The 14626-nt window shown below is 59.2% G+C and carries 12 protein-coding genes; 6 read left to right on the forward strand and 6 right to left on the reverse strand.

Annotated features, from left to right (window positions below):
• Positions 1-146: 146 nt before the first annotated feature.
• From ACM6I7_RS20315 to ACM6I7_RS20335, 5 genes are all read right to left on the reverse strand, one after another.
• Positions 147-662: a cupin domain-containing protein gene (locus ACM6I7_RS20315; protein ID WP_027611930.1), complete on the reverse strand. Its 516-nt coding sequence runs from the start codon at positions 660-662 to the stop codon at positions 147-149.
• Positions 663-795: 133 nt separating this feature from the next.
• Positions 796-3198, reverse strand: coding sequence for a TonB-dependent siderophore receptor (locus ACM6I7_RS20320; protein ID WP_414889149.1), 2403 nt, complete (start codon positions 3196-3198; stop codon positions 796-798).
• A 67-nt stretch (positions 3199-3265) separates the two neighbouring features.
• Positions 3266-4228, reverse strand: a complete 963-nt coding sequence (locus ACM6I7_RS20325) for a FecR domain-containing protein (protein ID WP_414889150.1) — start codon at positions 4226-4228, stop codon at positions 3266-3268.
• The gene (locus tag ACM6I7_RS20330) at positions 4228-4737 is read right to left on the reverse strand and encodes a sigma-70 family RNA polymerase sigma factor (RefSeq protein ID WP_115989801.1); all 510 of its coding nucleotides are present in this window, start codon (positions 4735-4737) and stop codon (positions 4228-4230) included. The genes ACM6I7_RS20325 and ACM6I7_RS20330 overlap by 1 nt, the downstream gene beginning before the upstream one ends.
• A 95-nt stretch (positions 4738-4832) precedes the next feature.
• The gene (locus tag ACM6I7_RS20335; RefSeq protein ID WP_183785049.1) at positions 4833-5729 is read right to left on the reverse strand and encodes a helix-turn-helix domain-containing protein; all 897 of its coding nucleotides are present in this window, start codon (positions 5727-5729) and stop codon (positions 4833-4835) included.
• 161 nt (positions 5730-5890) lie between these two features.
• On the opposite strand from ACM6I7_RS20335, the gene ACM6I7_RS20340 reads away from it, so the two are divergent.
• From ACM6I7_RS20340 to ACM6I7_RS20360, 5 genes are all read left to right on the forward strand, one after another.
• Positions 5891-7249: a glutamine synthetase family protein gene (locus ACM6I7_RS20340; RefSeq protein ID WP_414889151.1), complete on the forward strand. Its 1359-nt coding sequence runs from the start codon at positions 5891-5893 to the stop codon at positions 7247-7249.
• 181 nt (positions 7250-7430) lie between these two features.
• A complete protein-coding gene (locus ACM6I7_RS20345) occupies positions 7431-8519 on the forward strand; it encodes a polyamine ABC transporter substrate-binding protein (RefSeq protein ID WP_041063835.1) in 1089 nt (362 codons plus the stop codon).
• Positions 8516-9817: an NAD(P)/FAD-dependent oxidoreductase gene (locus ACM6I7_RS20350; RefSeq protein WP_414889152.1), complete on the forward strand. Its 1302-nt coding sequence runs from the start codon at positions 8516-8518 to the stop codon at positions 9815-9817. The genes ACM6I7_RS20345 and ACM6I7_RS20350 overlap by 4 nt, the downstream gene beginning before the upstream one ends.
• A 117-nt stretch (positions 9818-9934) precedes the next feature.
• Positions 9935-11590: an intermembrane transport protein PqiB gene (locus tag ACM6I7_RS20355; RefSeq protein ID WP_096796045.1), complete on the forward strand. Its 1656-nt coding sequence runs from the start codon at positions 9935-9937 to the stop codon at positions 11588-11590.
• Positions 11591-11606: 16 nt separating this feature from the next.
• Entirely contained in the window at positions 11607-12158 is a 552-nt protein-coding gene (locus ACM6I7_RS20360) for a membrane integrity-associated transporter subunit PqiC (RefSeq protein WP_247267598.1), read from the forward strand.
• On the opposite strand, the gene ACM6I7_RS20365 is transcribed toward ACM6I7_RS20360, so the two are convergent.
• Positions 12116-13426 carry a sensor histidine kinase gene (locus ACM6I7_RS20365; protein ID WP_096796046.1) on the reverse strand — a complete coding sequence of 437 codons (1311 nt, stop codon included), beginning with the start codon at positions 13424-13426 and terminating at the stop codon, positions 12116-12118. The genes ACM6I7_RS20360 and ACM6I7_RS20365 overlap by 43 nt on opposite strands.
• A gap of 451 nt (positions 13427-13877) precedes the next feature.
• Between ACM6I7_RS20365 and ACM6I7_RS20370 the strand changes: the two genes are divergently transcribed.
• Positions 13878-14420, forward strand: coding sequence for a histidine phosphatase family protein (locus ACM6I7_RS20370; protein ID WP_256578471.1), 543 nt, complete (start codon positions 13878-13880; stop codon positions 14418-14420).
• Positions 14421-14626 lie beyond the last annotated feature (206 nt).

A 14626-nucleotide genomic window follows, 5' to 3' on the forward strand; every position in this document is an offset into this window, starting at 1 on the left:
TCCATCCAGACACATGGTTTAACATAATATACATTACACGTAACAAGATGTTTCAGGGTTAGCCCGGTTGCACGCCAGATTTCAATCCAGAGTTTTACCCTGAGTCCTCTTTTCAAAACCTCAGCCTTGCCTGCAATTGGCGACCTTCAATCAGCATCCCGCGTCAGTTTTTCAATCAGCATCCGGTGCTGTGGAAATTGCGCAATCAGTTTGCGTCGATCACCCATCTCCATATCCGCAAAATCAAATCCCGGCGACACGGCCTCGCTGATCAAGCCAAATCCATGTTCTCCCTCGAGCAGTCGCGAAGCTTTCCAGATTCCGCCAGGCACGTGCATTTGCAGATGCTGTCCCGCCAGAATGTCGTTGCCCATTACCAGCGTTTCCAGCGAGCCGTCAGCATGGATCATGCTGTACTCGATGGGATCGCCCAGATGGAAAAAATGCACAATGTCGGAATGATTGAAATGAAACTGGCCCACTGGTGATTGCTCGGTCAACAGGTAGTAAATCGATGTCATCAGGTACCGTGGGCCACCGACGGTATCGAGCATCTCTCTATGATCGGCCTGATAGGTTCTGCGAAAATAACCGCCTTCCACGTGAGATTGCAGATCCAGCGCCTGAATCAAGGCCTGTGCGTTTACTGTGCGTTGAGACATGGTCTTCTCCGGTGGATGGCGGCGTATTTTACGATAGCTCTACTAAACGGCTATTTAGTGTAGTTAACAGAAGATCGCTGAATTTCGAAGATTTTACCCTCCTTTTAAGCGCGCACTTGTTTAACAAAGCAAATCAGAAATCCACCGTTGCTGATAGCAGATAAGTCCTCGGCGTCGAAAGCGTCAAACCGGGTTCGCTGTCATCTGATGCGCCCGCCGAACTCCAGTAGCGTTTATCCAATACGTTTTCGACATTGGCGCGTACGGTGATGGTCTTGTCGTCCAGTTTAAAGGCGTAACGCGTCCCCACGTCGAATCGCTCCCATGAGTCGATTTCCTTCTGGTTGGACTGATCCAGATACTGCGAACTCGAATAGATTCCACGGCCTGTCAGCGTCAGCCCCTGCATATTGGGTACATCCCACTCTGCGCCGAGATTGACGTTGTATTTGGGTGTCGCGGGCGCGCGGTTACCGTCAAAGGTTCCATTGGTGGTCTGGGTCAGTTCGCTGTCGATGTACATCACGCCGCCGAGCAATCGAAACCCTTTGAACGGCTCGCCGAACACACTCAATTCCACACCATCGTTCTGTCGTTTGCCGTTCGGGCCGAAGACTCGTGTCGAGGCGTTGGTTTCATAAGCAGGCTGTTTGATCCGGAACACAGACGCTGTAAGCGCATACGAACCCGCGTCATATTTGGCCCCGACTTCGACTTGTCGGCTGATAAAAGGCGGGAAGATTTCATCCTCGTTGATCGACGTCGATGGCGCAATTTTCCCTTGGCTGAGGCCTTCCATGTAGTTGGCGTAGAGCGAGAGCTTGTCCGTCGCCTTGAACAGAATGCCGCCCGATGGCGAGAGTTTTTCTTCGTCATAGGCTGTGTCGCCCTTCACATCATCGCTCCAGTCGTCGACTTGAACCCTTTGCCAGCGGGCGCCCAGGGTCAGCAACAGGCGATCATCGAAGAACCCCAGCGTATCGGACAGTGCGACGCCGCTGAAGCGGTTTTCCGTGTAGACCCTGGCGTCGTAGCGTGTTGGCGTGCGCGGCTTTGCGGTTTCCACCGGGTCATACAGATTGCTGCGCCCTGCTGCATACCGCGCGCCGCCATTTTCGAAATCCATGTAGAAGTAGCTGGCCGCCAGATTGACCTCGTGGCTGACTGAACCGGTATGGAACCAGTTGCGCACACCCGCCGTGGCAGTCCGGACATTTTCGTCACGGGTGAAGTCCCGCGGTTGAACGCTGAAGTCGCCGGCGTCGTTGGTCACCGACACCGCATGCCGAAGGAAATCGTGGTTACTTTTACGGGCGCCAACGCCGCCATACAACATGACCGAATCGCTGACGTCGAACTCGCCATTGAGCGTGCCAAACGTATCTTTGGTTCGCGCCTGGCTCCAGGGTTGCGCGTAGTTGTCGCGCACATCATCAGCATCCGGAACTTTCGCGTTTGCACCGACCTGCACACGTTCTTGCGGTGCATCGGTATCGCGCTCGGTGTGACCGATATCGGTGGAAAGCCGCAGGCGCTCACCGCGAAAATCCAGGCCCAGCACGGCCATGTCGCGATCGACGCTCTGGTGATCCCATTCAGTGTCACCCGCTTGTTTGACGCCGTTGAAACGCAGGCCGAACTGGTTGTCCTCACCAAAGCGACGGCCGATGTCGACGGCGCCGCCGAGCTGATTGTTCGAGGCGTAACTGGCCGTCAGCGATGTATTCGGCTGATCGCCGGCGCGCTTGGGCACCACGTTGATCCCCCCTCCTACACTGCCCCGCGGCGAAATCCCGTTGATCAGTTGGCTCGGGCCCTTGAGGATGTCGACGCGATCGGCCATTTCCATGTCGATCGTGTAAGTGGGCAGAACCCCGTAGAGCCCGTTGTAGGAAACATCACTGTTGAACAGGCTGAAACCGCGGATGGTGAATTGCTCATAACGGCCGCCTGCCGGGTTGGTCGCACGCACCGAGGGATCGCTGGCGATCAGATCGCCCAGAGTGCGGGCCTGCTGGTTTTTCACCGTTTCGCTGGTGTAGGTGGTCATGCTGAACGGGGTCTCCATGAAATCCCTGGAACCCAGCAGTCCTTGCGAACCACGGCGCGCCACCTGGCCACCGGCAAAAACCTCGGTATCCGTGCCACCCGTCGATCCAAGAATCGAAGTGGGTGCCAGTTCCAGACTGCCGCCGTCCGGCGCAGGAATGACTGTGTAAGCGCGGTCGCCCGCCGGTTGCAGCTGTAGACCGGACCCCAGCAATAACCGGGTAAAGCCCTCCTCCACGCCAAACTCACCCGACAAACCATTGCTGTTGCGCCCGCTGACCAAGGCCGGATCTATCGACAGATTGACCCCGGCCAGTCCGGCAAAATGGGTCAGCGCCGCACCCAGGCTGCCGGCAGGCACCTGATAAGCGCGGCGGTCGGCGCTTTCCGCCCAACTGCTGGGGATCAACAGGGGGCTGGCACTCAGGCTCAACAAAAGGCTCAACTGCAACAACGGACGCAAACGACCTGGAAATACTGCAGGCATAGGAAAAAGCTCTCGATTTGGTTCACTTGCCTGGAATGACCAGCGAGGCGAAAAAAAGGGACAGGTCTCAGACTATTTTTTTGGACTGGGACAATTTTCGCGGAACGAGAGAGACCCAAAAGCGCGTGCGTTTCTGCACGTCGATCGGCAGGCTGGCCGCCAACAGCGAGAGCACTTGATCGGTGTTATCCAGGCGAAAACTGCCGGTGATGCGCAACGCCTCCAGCTCCGGATCCCAGCGCAGCACGCCAGGGCGGTAACGGCTTAATTCGCGCAGAAAATCCCCCAGCGGCTGGTTCTGCGCCATCAATACACCGTCGCGCCAGCTCGGCATCGAGGCGTCAAACGCTCGGACAACACCCGCACCAGACGCCTGCAGCCTGATCTGCTGGCCCTGATTGAGGATCAGCGCTGGCCCGTTTGACGGTTGCAACTGCACCGAGCCACGGACCACCGACACATTGCAGTCACGCTCATTGAGACGCACGCAAATCTCACTGTGACTGACGATGATCCGCCCGTACGGCACATTGATGATCAGGGCTGAGTTGCCTGGTACATCAACGGCCATCTCTCCCCGCACCAGCGTCAGCTGACCGGCAGCAAGATCCACATTGACGGCACTGTCGGTATTGAGCTGCAACGAACTGCCATCGGCGAGCGGCAATTTTTTGCGTTCACCGGTGCCCGTCTGCAAATCCGCGCGCCAGACATCCAGCGGCAGTTGCCGACTGAGCAGCCAGGCCGCCGGCACCAGTGCCGCGATGCCGAGCGCGCGTTTCAGCGCGGCCCGACGCGCTGCGTCCGGACGATCCAGCGTAGCCATGGCCAGCGCAGAAGGCAGTGCGGAAAACCGTTCGCGCAAGCGCTGGATTTTCTGCCACGCGTGTTCATGCCGGCTATCGCTGTTGCGCCAGGCCTGCAATTGCGCATGATCGTCAGCGCCCGCTTCGCCGGACTCCATCAACGCCAGCCATTGCGCGGCGGCGCGGGCGACTTCGCGGGCTTCATCACTGGGGGCTACGCGCATCAAAGCTCCACCAGCAGACAATGCTCGTAGGCCTGTGCCATGTAACGTTTGACGGTGCGCTCGGACACCTGCAAGCGCTCGGCGATTTCGCGGTAACCGAGGCCTTCAAGCTGACTCCACAAAAACGCCCGGCGCACTGCTCGCGGCAAACCATCAAGCAACTCATCCAGTGCTTGCAGGGTTTCCAGCAGCAGCCAACGCTGCTCGGGCGACGGCACGCACTCGTCCGGCAGTTGCGCGAGGGCTTCGAGGTAGGCTTTTTCCAGACTGCGGCGGGTGTAGAAGTTGCTCAGTAGACGCTTACCCACGGTCAGCAGATAAGCACGAGGCTCACGCATGTCGGCAATCGGTTGCGCGCTGCACAGCACACGCAAGAAGGTGTCCTGGCTCAGATCCGCCGCATCCCACGCATTGCCCATGCGTCGACGCAACCAGGTTTCCAGCCAGCCTCGGTGATCGCGGTACAGCGCGTGCAGGCTCTGCTCAGATGGCGTGGCGGCTTCAATCATCTCAAGAGACCCTGCGCGAAGTTAGATTCAAATGAGACTGATTCTATTTAACTTCGCTTGGGACACAAAGATCTTTTTGCCCGTTACTGCAATCTCTAGCGTTTCAGCGTCTCGCTCGGCAGCTCTTTGAACAGCGCCCGATAACTGCTGGAAAACCGCCCCAGATGCCAGAACGACCAGCGCATCGCCACCTCAGCCACGGTGGTTTCCGTGGGCCGGCGCTTGAGCAATTCGCGGTGTGCACTGTTCAGCCGGCGCAGGCGCAACCAGTGACTCGGTGTCATCCCGGTGTAGGCCTTGAACGCCTGCTGCAATTGCCGCAACGGCACCCCTGCAACCCTCGACAGTTCGAGCAAATTGACGGTGTCTTCCGGCGAATCCGCCGCCCACTCCCCTACTCGCTTCATGATCATCCGTTCTTCGCTACGCCGCTGTAATCCGCCGCGATCAAGACGGGTGTGTGCGTTGTCGAGGATGAACAGGCAGTCTTCGAGTAACTGCTGAGTCAGTGAGTCTTTATCAAACGGATCAACAGCTTGCGACAACTTCGTGAGAGTTGAGCTTAACCAGCGACTGAACAAGGCGTTCTGCCCGCAGTTAAGCGGCGCCATGAACAATCCTTCGAGTCTCGCCACATCCAGACCGTGCTGACGGACGAATTCCGGGCCGAACACCACGGCGATTTCCTGGTAGTTCTCCGGGGTGATCCAGATGTTGCGGCTGTCTTCGTTGAGCAGATACAGCGCGTTGTCGCTGCGATCGAAACAGAAGGCCAAGGCACCCGATGGCGCGCTGAATGTCTGCTCGACGCGAGTGTTCATCTGTTCTTCGTAGACCTGCACACCCTCCAGATCCAGATAGCGGATCTGCCCGGCGAAATGCCCGGGCGACATCTGCTGGTAATGCTGGACCCAACCCGGCGTGGCGCGGATCTGTTCGCTGACATCAGCGGTATTGAAAGCCTGAACCTGAAGCGGATTACACGTTGTCATGGGAGACCTTGCGCACTCTTTTGGTGCGCTTTGGTGCTGCTTAAAGTGGATAGATGGAACGGCAAGGCACGCCCAAGATAGTCGTCAACGCGCCACAGGGGAAGGGGCGGAAGATGAAACCCGCCCTCCCCGGCGTCTATAAAACCAATAACGAGGTCTTTATGAATGCCCCTTTCGATCAGCTGTTCACGTGGCTGAAAGATCACAAGATTACCGAAGTTGAATGTGTGGTCAGCGACCTGACCGGCATTGCCCGCGGCAAGATCGCACCGACCAACAAGTTCCTGCATGAGCGAGGCATGCGCCTGCCGGAAAGTGTGCTGCTGCAAACGGTAACCGGGGATTTTGTCGACGACGACATCTACTACGACCTGCTCGACCCGGCCGACATCGACATGGTCTGCAAACCGGTGAGCGACGCCGTATATGTGATTCCATGGGCGATCGAGCCGACCGCCATCGTCATCCACGACACCTTCGACAAGTTCGGCAACCCGATCGAACTGTCGCCGCGCAACGTGCTGAAGAAAGTCCTGCAGCTGTACACCGACAAGGGCTGGAAGCCGATCGTGGCGCCGGAAATGGAGTTCTACCTGACCCAGCGCTGCGAAGACCCGGACCTGCCACTCAAGGCGCCGCTGGGCCGTTCGGGCCGTGCTGAAAGCGGGCGGCAATCGTTCTCGATTGATGCCGCCAACGAATTCGATCCGCTGTTCGAAGACGTCTACGACTGGTGCGAGCTGCAAGGTCTGGATCTGGACACGCTGATCCATGAAGACGGCCCGGCGCAGATGGAAATCAACTTCCGGCACGGCGACGCACTGGATCTGGCCGACCAGATCACCGTGTTCAAACGCACCCTGCGCGAAGCGGCGCTCAAGCACAACGTCACTGCCACGTTCATGGCCAAGCCGATTGGTGACGAACCCGGCAGCGCCATGCACCTGCACCAGAGCGTGGTGGAGATCGCCACCGGCAAGCCGATCTTCGCCAATACCGACGGCACAATGAGCGAGCTGTTCCGCCATCACATCGGCGGCCTGCAGAAGTACATCCCGAAAGTCTTGCCGATGTTCGCGCCGAACGTGAACTCGTTCCGCCGCTTCCTGCCGGACACTTCGGCACCGGTCAACGTCGAGTGGGGCGAAGAAAACCGCACCGTCGGCCTGCGTGTGCCGACCTCCGGGCCGGAATCCATGCGCGTGGAAAACCGCCTGCCGGGCGCCGATGCCAACCCGTATCTGGCGATCGCCGCGAGCCTGCTGTGTGGCTACATCGGCATGGTCGAAGGCATCGAACCGAGTGCCGCCGTCGAAGGCCGCGCCTACGAACGCCGCAACCTGCGCCTGCCGATCACCATCGAAGACGCGCTGACGCAAATGGAAGAGTGCGACACCGTTGCGCGTTACCTGGGCAACAAGTTCGTGCGCGGTTACGTCGCGGTCAAACGCGCCGAGCATGAAAACTTCAAGCGCGTGATCAGCTCCTGGGAGCGCGAGTTCCTGCTGCTGAGCGTCTGATCCATCCCACAAAGCCCCTTCACCTTTGTGGGATGGGCTTTTGTGGGAGGGGGCTTGCTCCCGAAAGCGGTCTGTCAGTCACAGAAAATGTTGAATGTGCCGGCCTCTTCGGGAGCAAGCCCCCTCCCACAGGGATTAGCGAACCACCTGAAAAATCCAAAAAATTCGAAGAGGTGTCGATATGCGTCTATTGAAATCCATGGTTCCCGCCGCACTGGCGCTGCTCTGCAGCACCGCAGCCCTGGCCCAACCACAGGTCAGCGTCTACAACTGGACCGACTACATCGGTGAAACCACCCTCGCCGACTTCCAGGCCAAGACCGGGATCAAGGTGATCTACGACGTTTTCGACTCCAATGAAACCCTGGAGGGCAAGCTGCTCGCCGGCCGTACCGGCTACGACGTGGTGGTGCCCTCCAACCACTTCCTCGCGCGTCAGGTGAAGGCCGGGGCGTTCCTCAAACTCGATCGCGAGCAGCTACCAAACTGGAAGAATCTCGATCCCAAGCTGCTTGAACTACTCGAGAAGAACGACCCGGGCAACCAGCACTCGGTGCCGTATCTGTGGGGCACCAACGGCATCGGCTACAACGTCGACAAGGTCAAGGCTGTGCTCGGCATCGATCACATCGACTCCTGGGCCGTGCTGTTCGAGCCGGAAAACCTGAAGAAACTCACCCAGTGTGGCGTGTCGATGATGGACTCGGCGGACGAAGTGTTCCCGGCGATCCTCAACTACATGGGCATGGACCCACGCAGCGAGAACCCGGAAGACTATAAAAAGGCCGAAGCGAAACTGCTGAGCATTCGCCCGTACATCACCTATTTCCACTCCTCGAAATACGTTTCCGACCTGGCCAATGGCGACATCTGCGTGGCCTTCGGTTACTCCGGCGATGTGTTCCAGGCGGCCAACCGCGCCAAGGAAGCCAAGAACGGGGTGAACATCGCTTACGCGATTCCGAAGGAAGGCGCCAACCTGTGGTTCGACCTGCTGGCAATCCCGGCCGACGCCAGCAACACCAAGGAAGCCCACGCCTTCATCAATTACCTTCTCGATCCGCAAGTGATTGCCAAGGTCAGCGCTTCGGTCGGTTACGCCAACCCGAACCCGGCCGCCAAGCAGTACATGGATCAGGCGCTGGTGAACAATCCCGAGGTCTACCCGTCGCAGGCGGTGCTGGACAAGCTCTACATCTCCTCTACCCCGCCCCAGTCGATCATGCGTCTGATGACCCGGTCCTGGAGCAAAGTGAAGTCGAACAAATGAATCAGTACAGCAAAGAACACGCCCGCTCCTATTTCGCGGCTTCGGCCCGGGCCAGTACGCCCTGGCCGGCACTCGACGGTGACCTCACCGCCGATGTCTGCGTGATCGGCGGCGGCTTCACCGGGGTAAACACCGCGATTGAACTGGCGCAGCGCGGGCTGTCGGTGGTGTTGATTGAAGCCCGACGCATTGGCTGGGGCGCCAGCGGGCGCAACGGCGGTCAGTTGATCCGCGGCATCGGTCACGAGGTCGAAGGCTTTGCCCGCTATGTCGGCAATGACGGCGTGCGTTACTTGCAGCGCGCCGGGATCGACTCGGTGGAACTGGTGCGCCAGCGCATCACCGAGAACGCCATCGAGTGCGACCTGCGTTGGGGCTTCTGCGAGCTGGCCAACACTCCGGCGCAATTCGCAGCGTTCAAGGACGAACAGGTCAGCCTCGACGAACTCGGTTATCAACACCAGACCCGTCTGGTCGGCCCGGAGCTGATCCGTCAGCAAGTGGTGAACGCCGACGGCTACGCGGGTGGTCTGATCGACATGGGCTCCGGCCATCTGCACCCGCTGGATCTGGTGCAAGGCGAAGCGCGTCTGGCGGCGTCCCTCGGTGTGCGGATCTTCGAGCAAAGCCCGGTGCTGCAGATCATTCATGGCGAAACCGTTGAGGTGCGTTGCGCCAGCGGCAGCGTCCGCGCCGGCAGTCTGGTACTCGGTTGCAACGCGCATCTGGATGAACTCGAACAGCAACTCAGCGGCAAGGTACTGCCGGCCGGCAGTTACATCATCGCCACCGAGCCGCTGTCCGAGGAACGTGCCGCGCAATTGATCCCGCACAACCTCGCGTTGTGCGACCAGAAAGTCGGCCTCGATTACTACCGGCTCTCGGCGGATCGACGCCTGCTGTTTGGCGGCGCCTGTCATTATTCCGGGCGCGATCCGGCGGACATCGCCGCCTACATGCGCCCGAAGATGCTCAAGGTCTTCCCGCAACTGGCGGACGTGCGCATCGACTATCAATGGGGTGGCAAGATCGGCATCACCGCCAACCGTTTCCCGCAAGTTGGCCGGCTGAAGCAGCAGCCAAACGTGTTCTACGCTCAGGGTTACTCCGGGCACGGCGTCAACGTCACGCACTGGTGCGCCAAGCTGCTGGGCGAGGCAATCCATGCCGGGCACAGTCAGGGCATGGACGTGTTCAGCGCGGTGCCGCACATGACCTTCCCCGGCGGGCCTGCCCTGCGTTCGCCGCTGCTGGCACTGGGCATGCTCTGGTATCGCCTGCGTGAAATCCTCGGCTGAGGCATCCACCACGTAACCATCTCCTTGCTTATTTGCTCTATCGCCAAGCACTTCTATATTGATGAAGTGCTTTTGCGTTCCTGACGCTCAGCATCCACAAAACCGAGGAGGACATGGATGAAGTCGTCAGCCGCCGATGAGCCACGAGCACCGGGCCAAGCGCCGATCAAGACGCGTCGCTTCGGTATTTCACTGGTGTGGATCGTGCCGATCGTCGCGGTGCTGGTCGGTATTTCGCTGGTGGTGCACAACCTGATGCAGGAAGGCCCGACCATCGTCGTCAACTTCAAGACCGGCAGCGGCCTGACCGCCAACAAGACCGAAGTCAAATACCGCAATGTGGTGATCGGTCAGGTGACTGACGTCGAGTTGAGCGGCGATCAGAAAAGTGTCGACGCCACCATCAAGCTGTCCAAACAGGCTGAAACCTTTACCCGCGAAGACTCGCAATTCTGGGTCGTGCGCCCGCGCATCGGCGCCGGTGGCGTTTCGGGCATCGACACCCTGCTCTCCGGCGACTACATCGGTGCCGATATCGGTCAGGCCGACAGCCGCGCCAAACGTTTCAAGGGCCTGGAGAATCCACCGCCGATCACCTACGGCGAACCGGGCAAGCGCTTCATGCTGCACGCCCCGGACCTGGGCTCGCTGGACATCGGTTCGCCGGTTTACTACCGCAAGATTCCGGTCGGCCAGGTCGTGACCTACACCCTCAATCCCGAGGGCAAGGGCGTGGACATCGAAGTGTTCATTCACTCGCCAAACGACGCGTTCGTCACCGAAAACACCCGGTTCTGGAACGCCAGCGGCATCGACATCAATGTCGGCGCCAACGGCTTTGCGGTGAAGACCGAATCGCTGTCCACCATGCTGGTCGGCGGCATTGCCTTCCGTGCCCCGGATTACAGCCCCAACGACGTTGCCGCCGCCGACGACAAGGACTTCGAACTGTTCGCCGATCAGCAGACCGCCCTCGCCCCGCCCAACGGCAAGGCGCAATACATGGTGCTGCGTTTCGAACAGTCCTTGCGCGGGCTCAAGGTCGATGCGCCGGTAGAATTTCTCGGCATGGAGATTGGCCGGGTAGTCGGCATCAATCTGGACTTTGACGCGAAGAAACGCAGTTTTCCGCTTAACGTCGGCATCGTCATTTACCCGCAGCGCCTCGGTCAGGCCTACAAAAAAATGCTCACCGAATTCAAGCATGACCCCGACGACGAAGCTGCCGGCATTCGTTTGCTAGGCACCTTCGTCGACAATGGTCTGCGCGCCCAGGCCCGCAGCGGCAATCTGCTGACCGGGCAACTGTACATTGCGCTGGATTTCTTCCCGAAAGCCGAGAAAGTTGCGTTCGACGCGACGGCTCGGCCGGTGGTCTTGCCAACCGTGCCCGGCAGCCTCGAACAGTTGCAGGAAAAACTCGAAGCCGTGGTCGACAAGCTCAACAAACTGCCGGTCGAACGGATTGCCGGCAACCTCGACAGCAACCTCGTCGAGCTGCGCAAAGGCCTGACCCAGTTCAACGCGAAAACCCTGCCAAGCGTGCAGACCACCCTGGCCGACGTCAGCAAGACCTTGCAGTCCGCCAGCTCGACCCTGGCCGAAGATTCGCCGCAGCGCGAGAAGCTCACCGAGACCCTCGACGAGCTCGGGCGCATGTCGCGTTCGCTGCGTGAGCTGTCGGATTATCTCGGTCGCCATCCGGAATCGCTGATTCGCGGTCGTCCCGACAACGCGGCGCCGCTGGACCTGAAAGGACCGCCGCGCAATTGAGCACAGGAGCTCCCCCATGGCTTTACCGCTGAAGATCACCGTGCTCGCTGCGTTCATGCTGCTGGGCGCCTGCCGCAGCGAGCCGATCAACTTTCACACCCTGACCCCGGTGCAACTGCCGCCGTCCCGTGCCGGCGCGCAGATTCCGATCGAGGGGATTAGCGTGCCGCCGCAAGTTGACCGTCCGCAAATCGTCATCCGTCAGGGCAACAATGGCCTGGCGATTCTGGAAACCCAGTGGTGGGGGGCGAGTCTGGCGGATGAGTTGCGCAGCGCCTTGAACGATCAACTGAGCAATACCGGCAGTCGCGGCAATGTCTCGGTGCGCATCGATGTGCAGCGTTTCGACTCGATCCCCGGCCAGTACGGGCTGATCGACGTCAAGTGGCGCCTGCGTCCCAGCGGTGCGGCGGACAATGCTCTGCTGACCTGCCATTCAACCTTGCAAACTCCGTCCGGCCCGAGCATCGACGAACTGGTGGCCGCGCAACAGAACAACGTCAAACGCCTGGCTGCCCTGATCAATCAGGCGGCGGGCAATTCTCGCGCCTGCCCGTCGGCCTCCTGAGTCGCAAACAGCGTGACGGTGAAACGGCAGCCGTTCGGTTCGCGAGTCACCAACTGAACCTGCCAGCGCTGATGGCTACAGATTCGCTGCACCAGCGACAACCCCAGCCCAAGGCCTTCACCGCGCTGTTCGTCACCACGCACGAATGGCTGGAACATCGCATGACGTTTCTCTTCCGGAATACCGATGCCGCTGTCCTCGACCACAAAGCTGTCCTTGAGCAGGGTCAAGCGGACAAGGCCCTGATCGGTGTAGTGCCAGGCATTGCGCAACAGATTGCCCATGACCGACTGCAAGAACGTCAGGTCATAACGAGCGATGCCCGCCAGTTGTGGCTCGTAGATAAACTCCAGACCCTTTTCACGAATCAGTCGCCCCCAGATTTCCACCTGGGCATCGGCTATAGATTTGAGTGTGCAAGTGGATTCGGTGCCAAGCTCTTCCGGCTTGCGCGCCAGCATCAAGAAGGTTTCGACCAGTTGGCGCATTTCAGCGCTGGCCCGGGCAATGCGTTTGACCTGCTGAGTGGAACGCGGATCCAGCGAAGGGTTGGCCAGCAACAGCTCGCAGGAGCTGGCCAGAATCATCAACGGTGTGCGCAGTTCGTGGCTGACGTCGCTGGTGAAGAGCTTTTCCCGATTCAGGGTTTCGCGTAACCGGCCGAGTGTCTGGTCAAAAGACAGGGCCAACTCCCCTACTTCATCATCGGCGTAATCCGGATGCAGGGCCGGCGCCAGCGCGATCAATTGATCACGATGCCGCACCTGCCCCGCCAGGCGAATCACCGGCGCCATGACCTGCCGCGCCAGCAGCCTGCCGAGCGCGACGGCCAGCATGACGCTGAGGATGAACCCGACAATCACCACCACGAACAGCAAGTGCTCGCGCTGCTCGAAGCTTTCCTGATTGCGCAGCAGCACATACTTGCGTCCGCCGACTGCCTCGACCATCGCGTAGAAATCGTCACCGTTGAAGGTGATCTCCTGAAACCCCTGGGGCAGTGCTGCCAATTGCGGCGTCAGTGCCATGGGCCCCGGGCCGTTCTCGAAAAAAAACAGTTCGCTCTTTTCCGGCTCGTGGCGCCACTGGTTGATGTCGTCCATCGCCAACAACCGGCGCAGTCCACCGCTGAGGGCGGTCATGGTCAACTTGTGCTCGACGACATGCACCGTGGCCACAATGCCCATCGCGAAGACACCGGCCACCACCGCGCTCATCAAGGCGAACACAATCACAATCCGATTGGCGAGGCTTTGCTTGAGGTCCATCCGGTTCAATGACTCCAGTGCTGATGTCAGGGCTGCAAGGGGCGGCGCGACGACGTTGACCAATATTCGCAGCTTCGCCTTGCCCGGCGTTGTTGTTAAGTGTTTAAAACAAACAAAACGGGTATTTGAGTTTATTTATCAAATAGCCGTTTTAGTTAACACACGCCGGACCTCGCAAATTTTTCACATGTTCTTCACTGCTCCGCCACGACTCTGAACGTAGTGTTCAGCAGCCATTCAAGTAGACCACCGTAAAGTAACTAACCTCCTGGAGCTTACGTTGCACTGCGCGTGTACTGAGTGGAACTCGGGAATGACAAGGGGCAACGTCGTGGTTGAATTAGTACACGTACAATCAGCGTCCAGGCGATGGGATCTGTCTCGTCCGCGCACCTGGGCAATCATTGCTGTCGGTTTGCTGTTGATTACACTGATTTGTGGCTTCGTCTGGATGCAACGTTCGCCCGCCAACCTGCGCTATGCGAGTGCGTCGGCTACCCAGGGATGGGTGAAGGCCTGGCAGGCCGGTGAGGTCGTCGCACTGGTGCGACATACCGAACGTTGCGACCGCTCGACCAATCCCTGTCTGGGGCCGGCAGACGGTATCACCCAGGCTGGCAGCATTGCTGCAGCCCAGGTAGGCCGTGGCTTTACGCAACTGGGCCTGGAAAAGACCCAGTTCTTCAGCAGCCCGTTGACGCGCACCCTGCAGACTGCGCATTACATGCTCGGCCACGATGCCGTGGCGGCGGAATGGCTGGAAACCTGTGGCCCGACGATGCGCAATGAATTGGTGGCGCACAAGACCCCGGGACAGAACATGATTCTGGTAACCCACAGCGGCTGCATCGCCGATTTCGAACGGCAGACCGGTTACCCGCGCGCGGTCGCCGCCGAATATGGCAGCACTGTTTTAGCCCGGATAGATGCGCAAGGAAAACTTGAAGTAATTGGCATCATGAATCCCGAAGGCTGGCAACGACTGGCCAAGTAATCATCAAACTTAGTCGAGAACAAACGGCTCGGCCAATGCTCTGGCACAGGGTATCGGCGTGTATGAAATTTGTAATAAGAAATGTTTTTTACTTTCCCGAACTGGAAAAAATTAATTTTAAAGCTTGTCTTCTCGAGGAGAACTTAACGCTGGAAGCAGACCCGTTCTCTGAATGCAGGACACGCCCATCGGCCGTGCTCGCCTCT

The sequence above is a fragment of the Pseudomonas sp. IT-93MI4 genome, from assembly GCF_949767635.1.
In the GTDB taxonomy this organism is placed as follows: Bacteria; Pseudomonadota; Gammaproteobacteria; order Pseudomonadales; family Pseudomonadaceae; genus Aquipseudomonas; species Aquipseudomonas putida_A.

Bases quoted from the DNA above. Each gene is read 5' to 3' on its own strand.
- ACM6I7_RS20340 (WP_414889151.1), top strand. From the start codon at position 5,891: ATGAATGCCCCTTTCGATCAGCTGTTCACGTGGCTGAAAGATCACAAG.
- ACM6I7_RS20320 (WP_414889149.1), bottom strand. From the start codon at position 3,198: ATGCCTGCAGTATTTCCAGGTCGTTTGCGTCCGTTGTTGCAGTTGAGC.
- ACM6I7_RS20345 (WP_041063835.1), top strand. From the start codon at position 7,431: ATGCGTCTATTGAAATCCATGGTTCCCGCCGCACTGGCGCTGCTCTGC.
- ACM6I7_RS20335 (WP_183785049.1), bottom strand. From the start codon at position 5,729: ATGACAACGTGTAATCCGCTTCAGGTTCAGGCTTTCAATACCGCTGAT.
- ACM6I7_RS20365 (WP_096796046.1), bottom strand. From the start codon at position 13,426: ATGGACCTCAAGCAAAGCCTCGCCAATCGGATTGTGATTGTGTTCGCC.
- ACM6I7_RS20350 (WP_414889152.1), top strand. From the start codon at position 8,516: ATGAATCAGTACAGCAAAGAACACGCCCGCTCCTATTTCGCGGCTTCG.
- ACM6I7_RS20325 (WP_414889150.1), bottom strand. From the start codon at position 4,228: ATGCGCGTAGCCCCCAGTGATGAAGCCCGCGAAGTCGCCCGCGCCGCC.
- ACM6I7_RS20360 (WP_247267598.1), top strand. From the start codon at position 11,607: ATGGCTTTACCGCTGAAGATCACCGTGCTCGCTGCGTTCATGCTGCTG.
- ACM6I7_RS20370 (WP_256578471.1), top strand. From the start codon at position 13,878: ATGCAACGTTCGCCCGCCAACCTGCGCTATGCGAGTGCGTCGGCTACC.
- ACM6I7_RS20355 (WP_096796045.1), top strand. From the start codon at position 9,935: ATGAAGTCGTCAGCCGCCGATGAGCCACGAGCACCGGGCCAAGCGCCG.
- ACM6I7_RS20315 (WP_027611930.1), bottom strand. From the start codon at position 662: ATGTCTCAACGCACAGTAAACGCACAGGCCTTGATTCAGGCGCTGGAT.
- ACM6I7_RS20330 (WP_115989801.1), bottom strand. From the start codon at position 4,737: ATGATTGAAGCCGCCACGCCATCTGAGCAGAGCCTGCACGCGCTGTAC.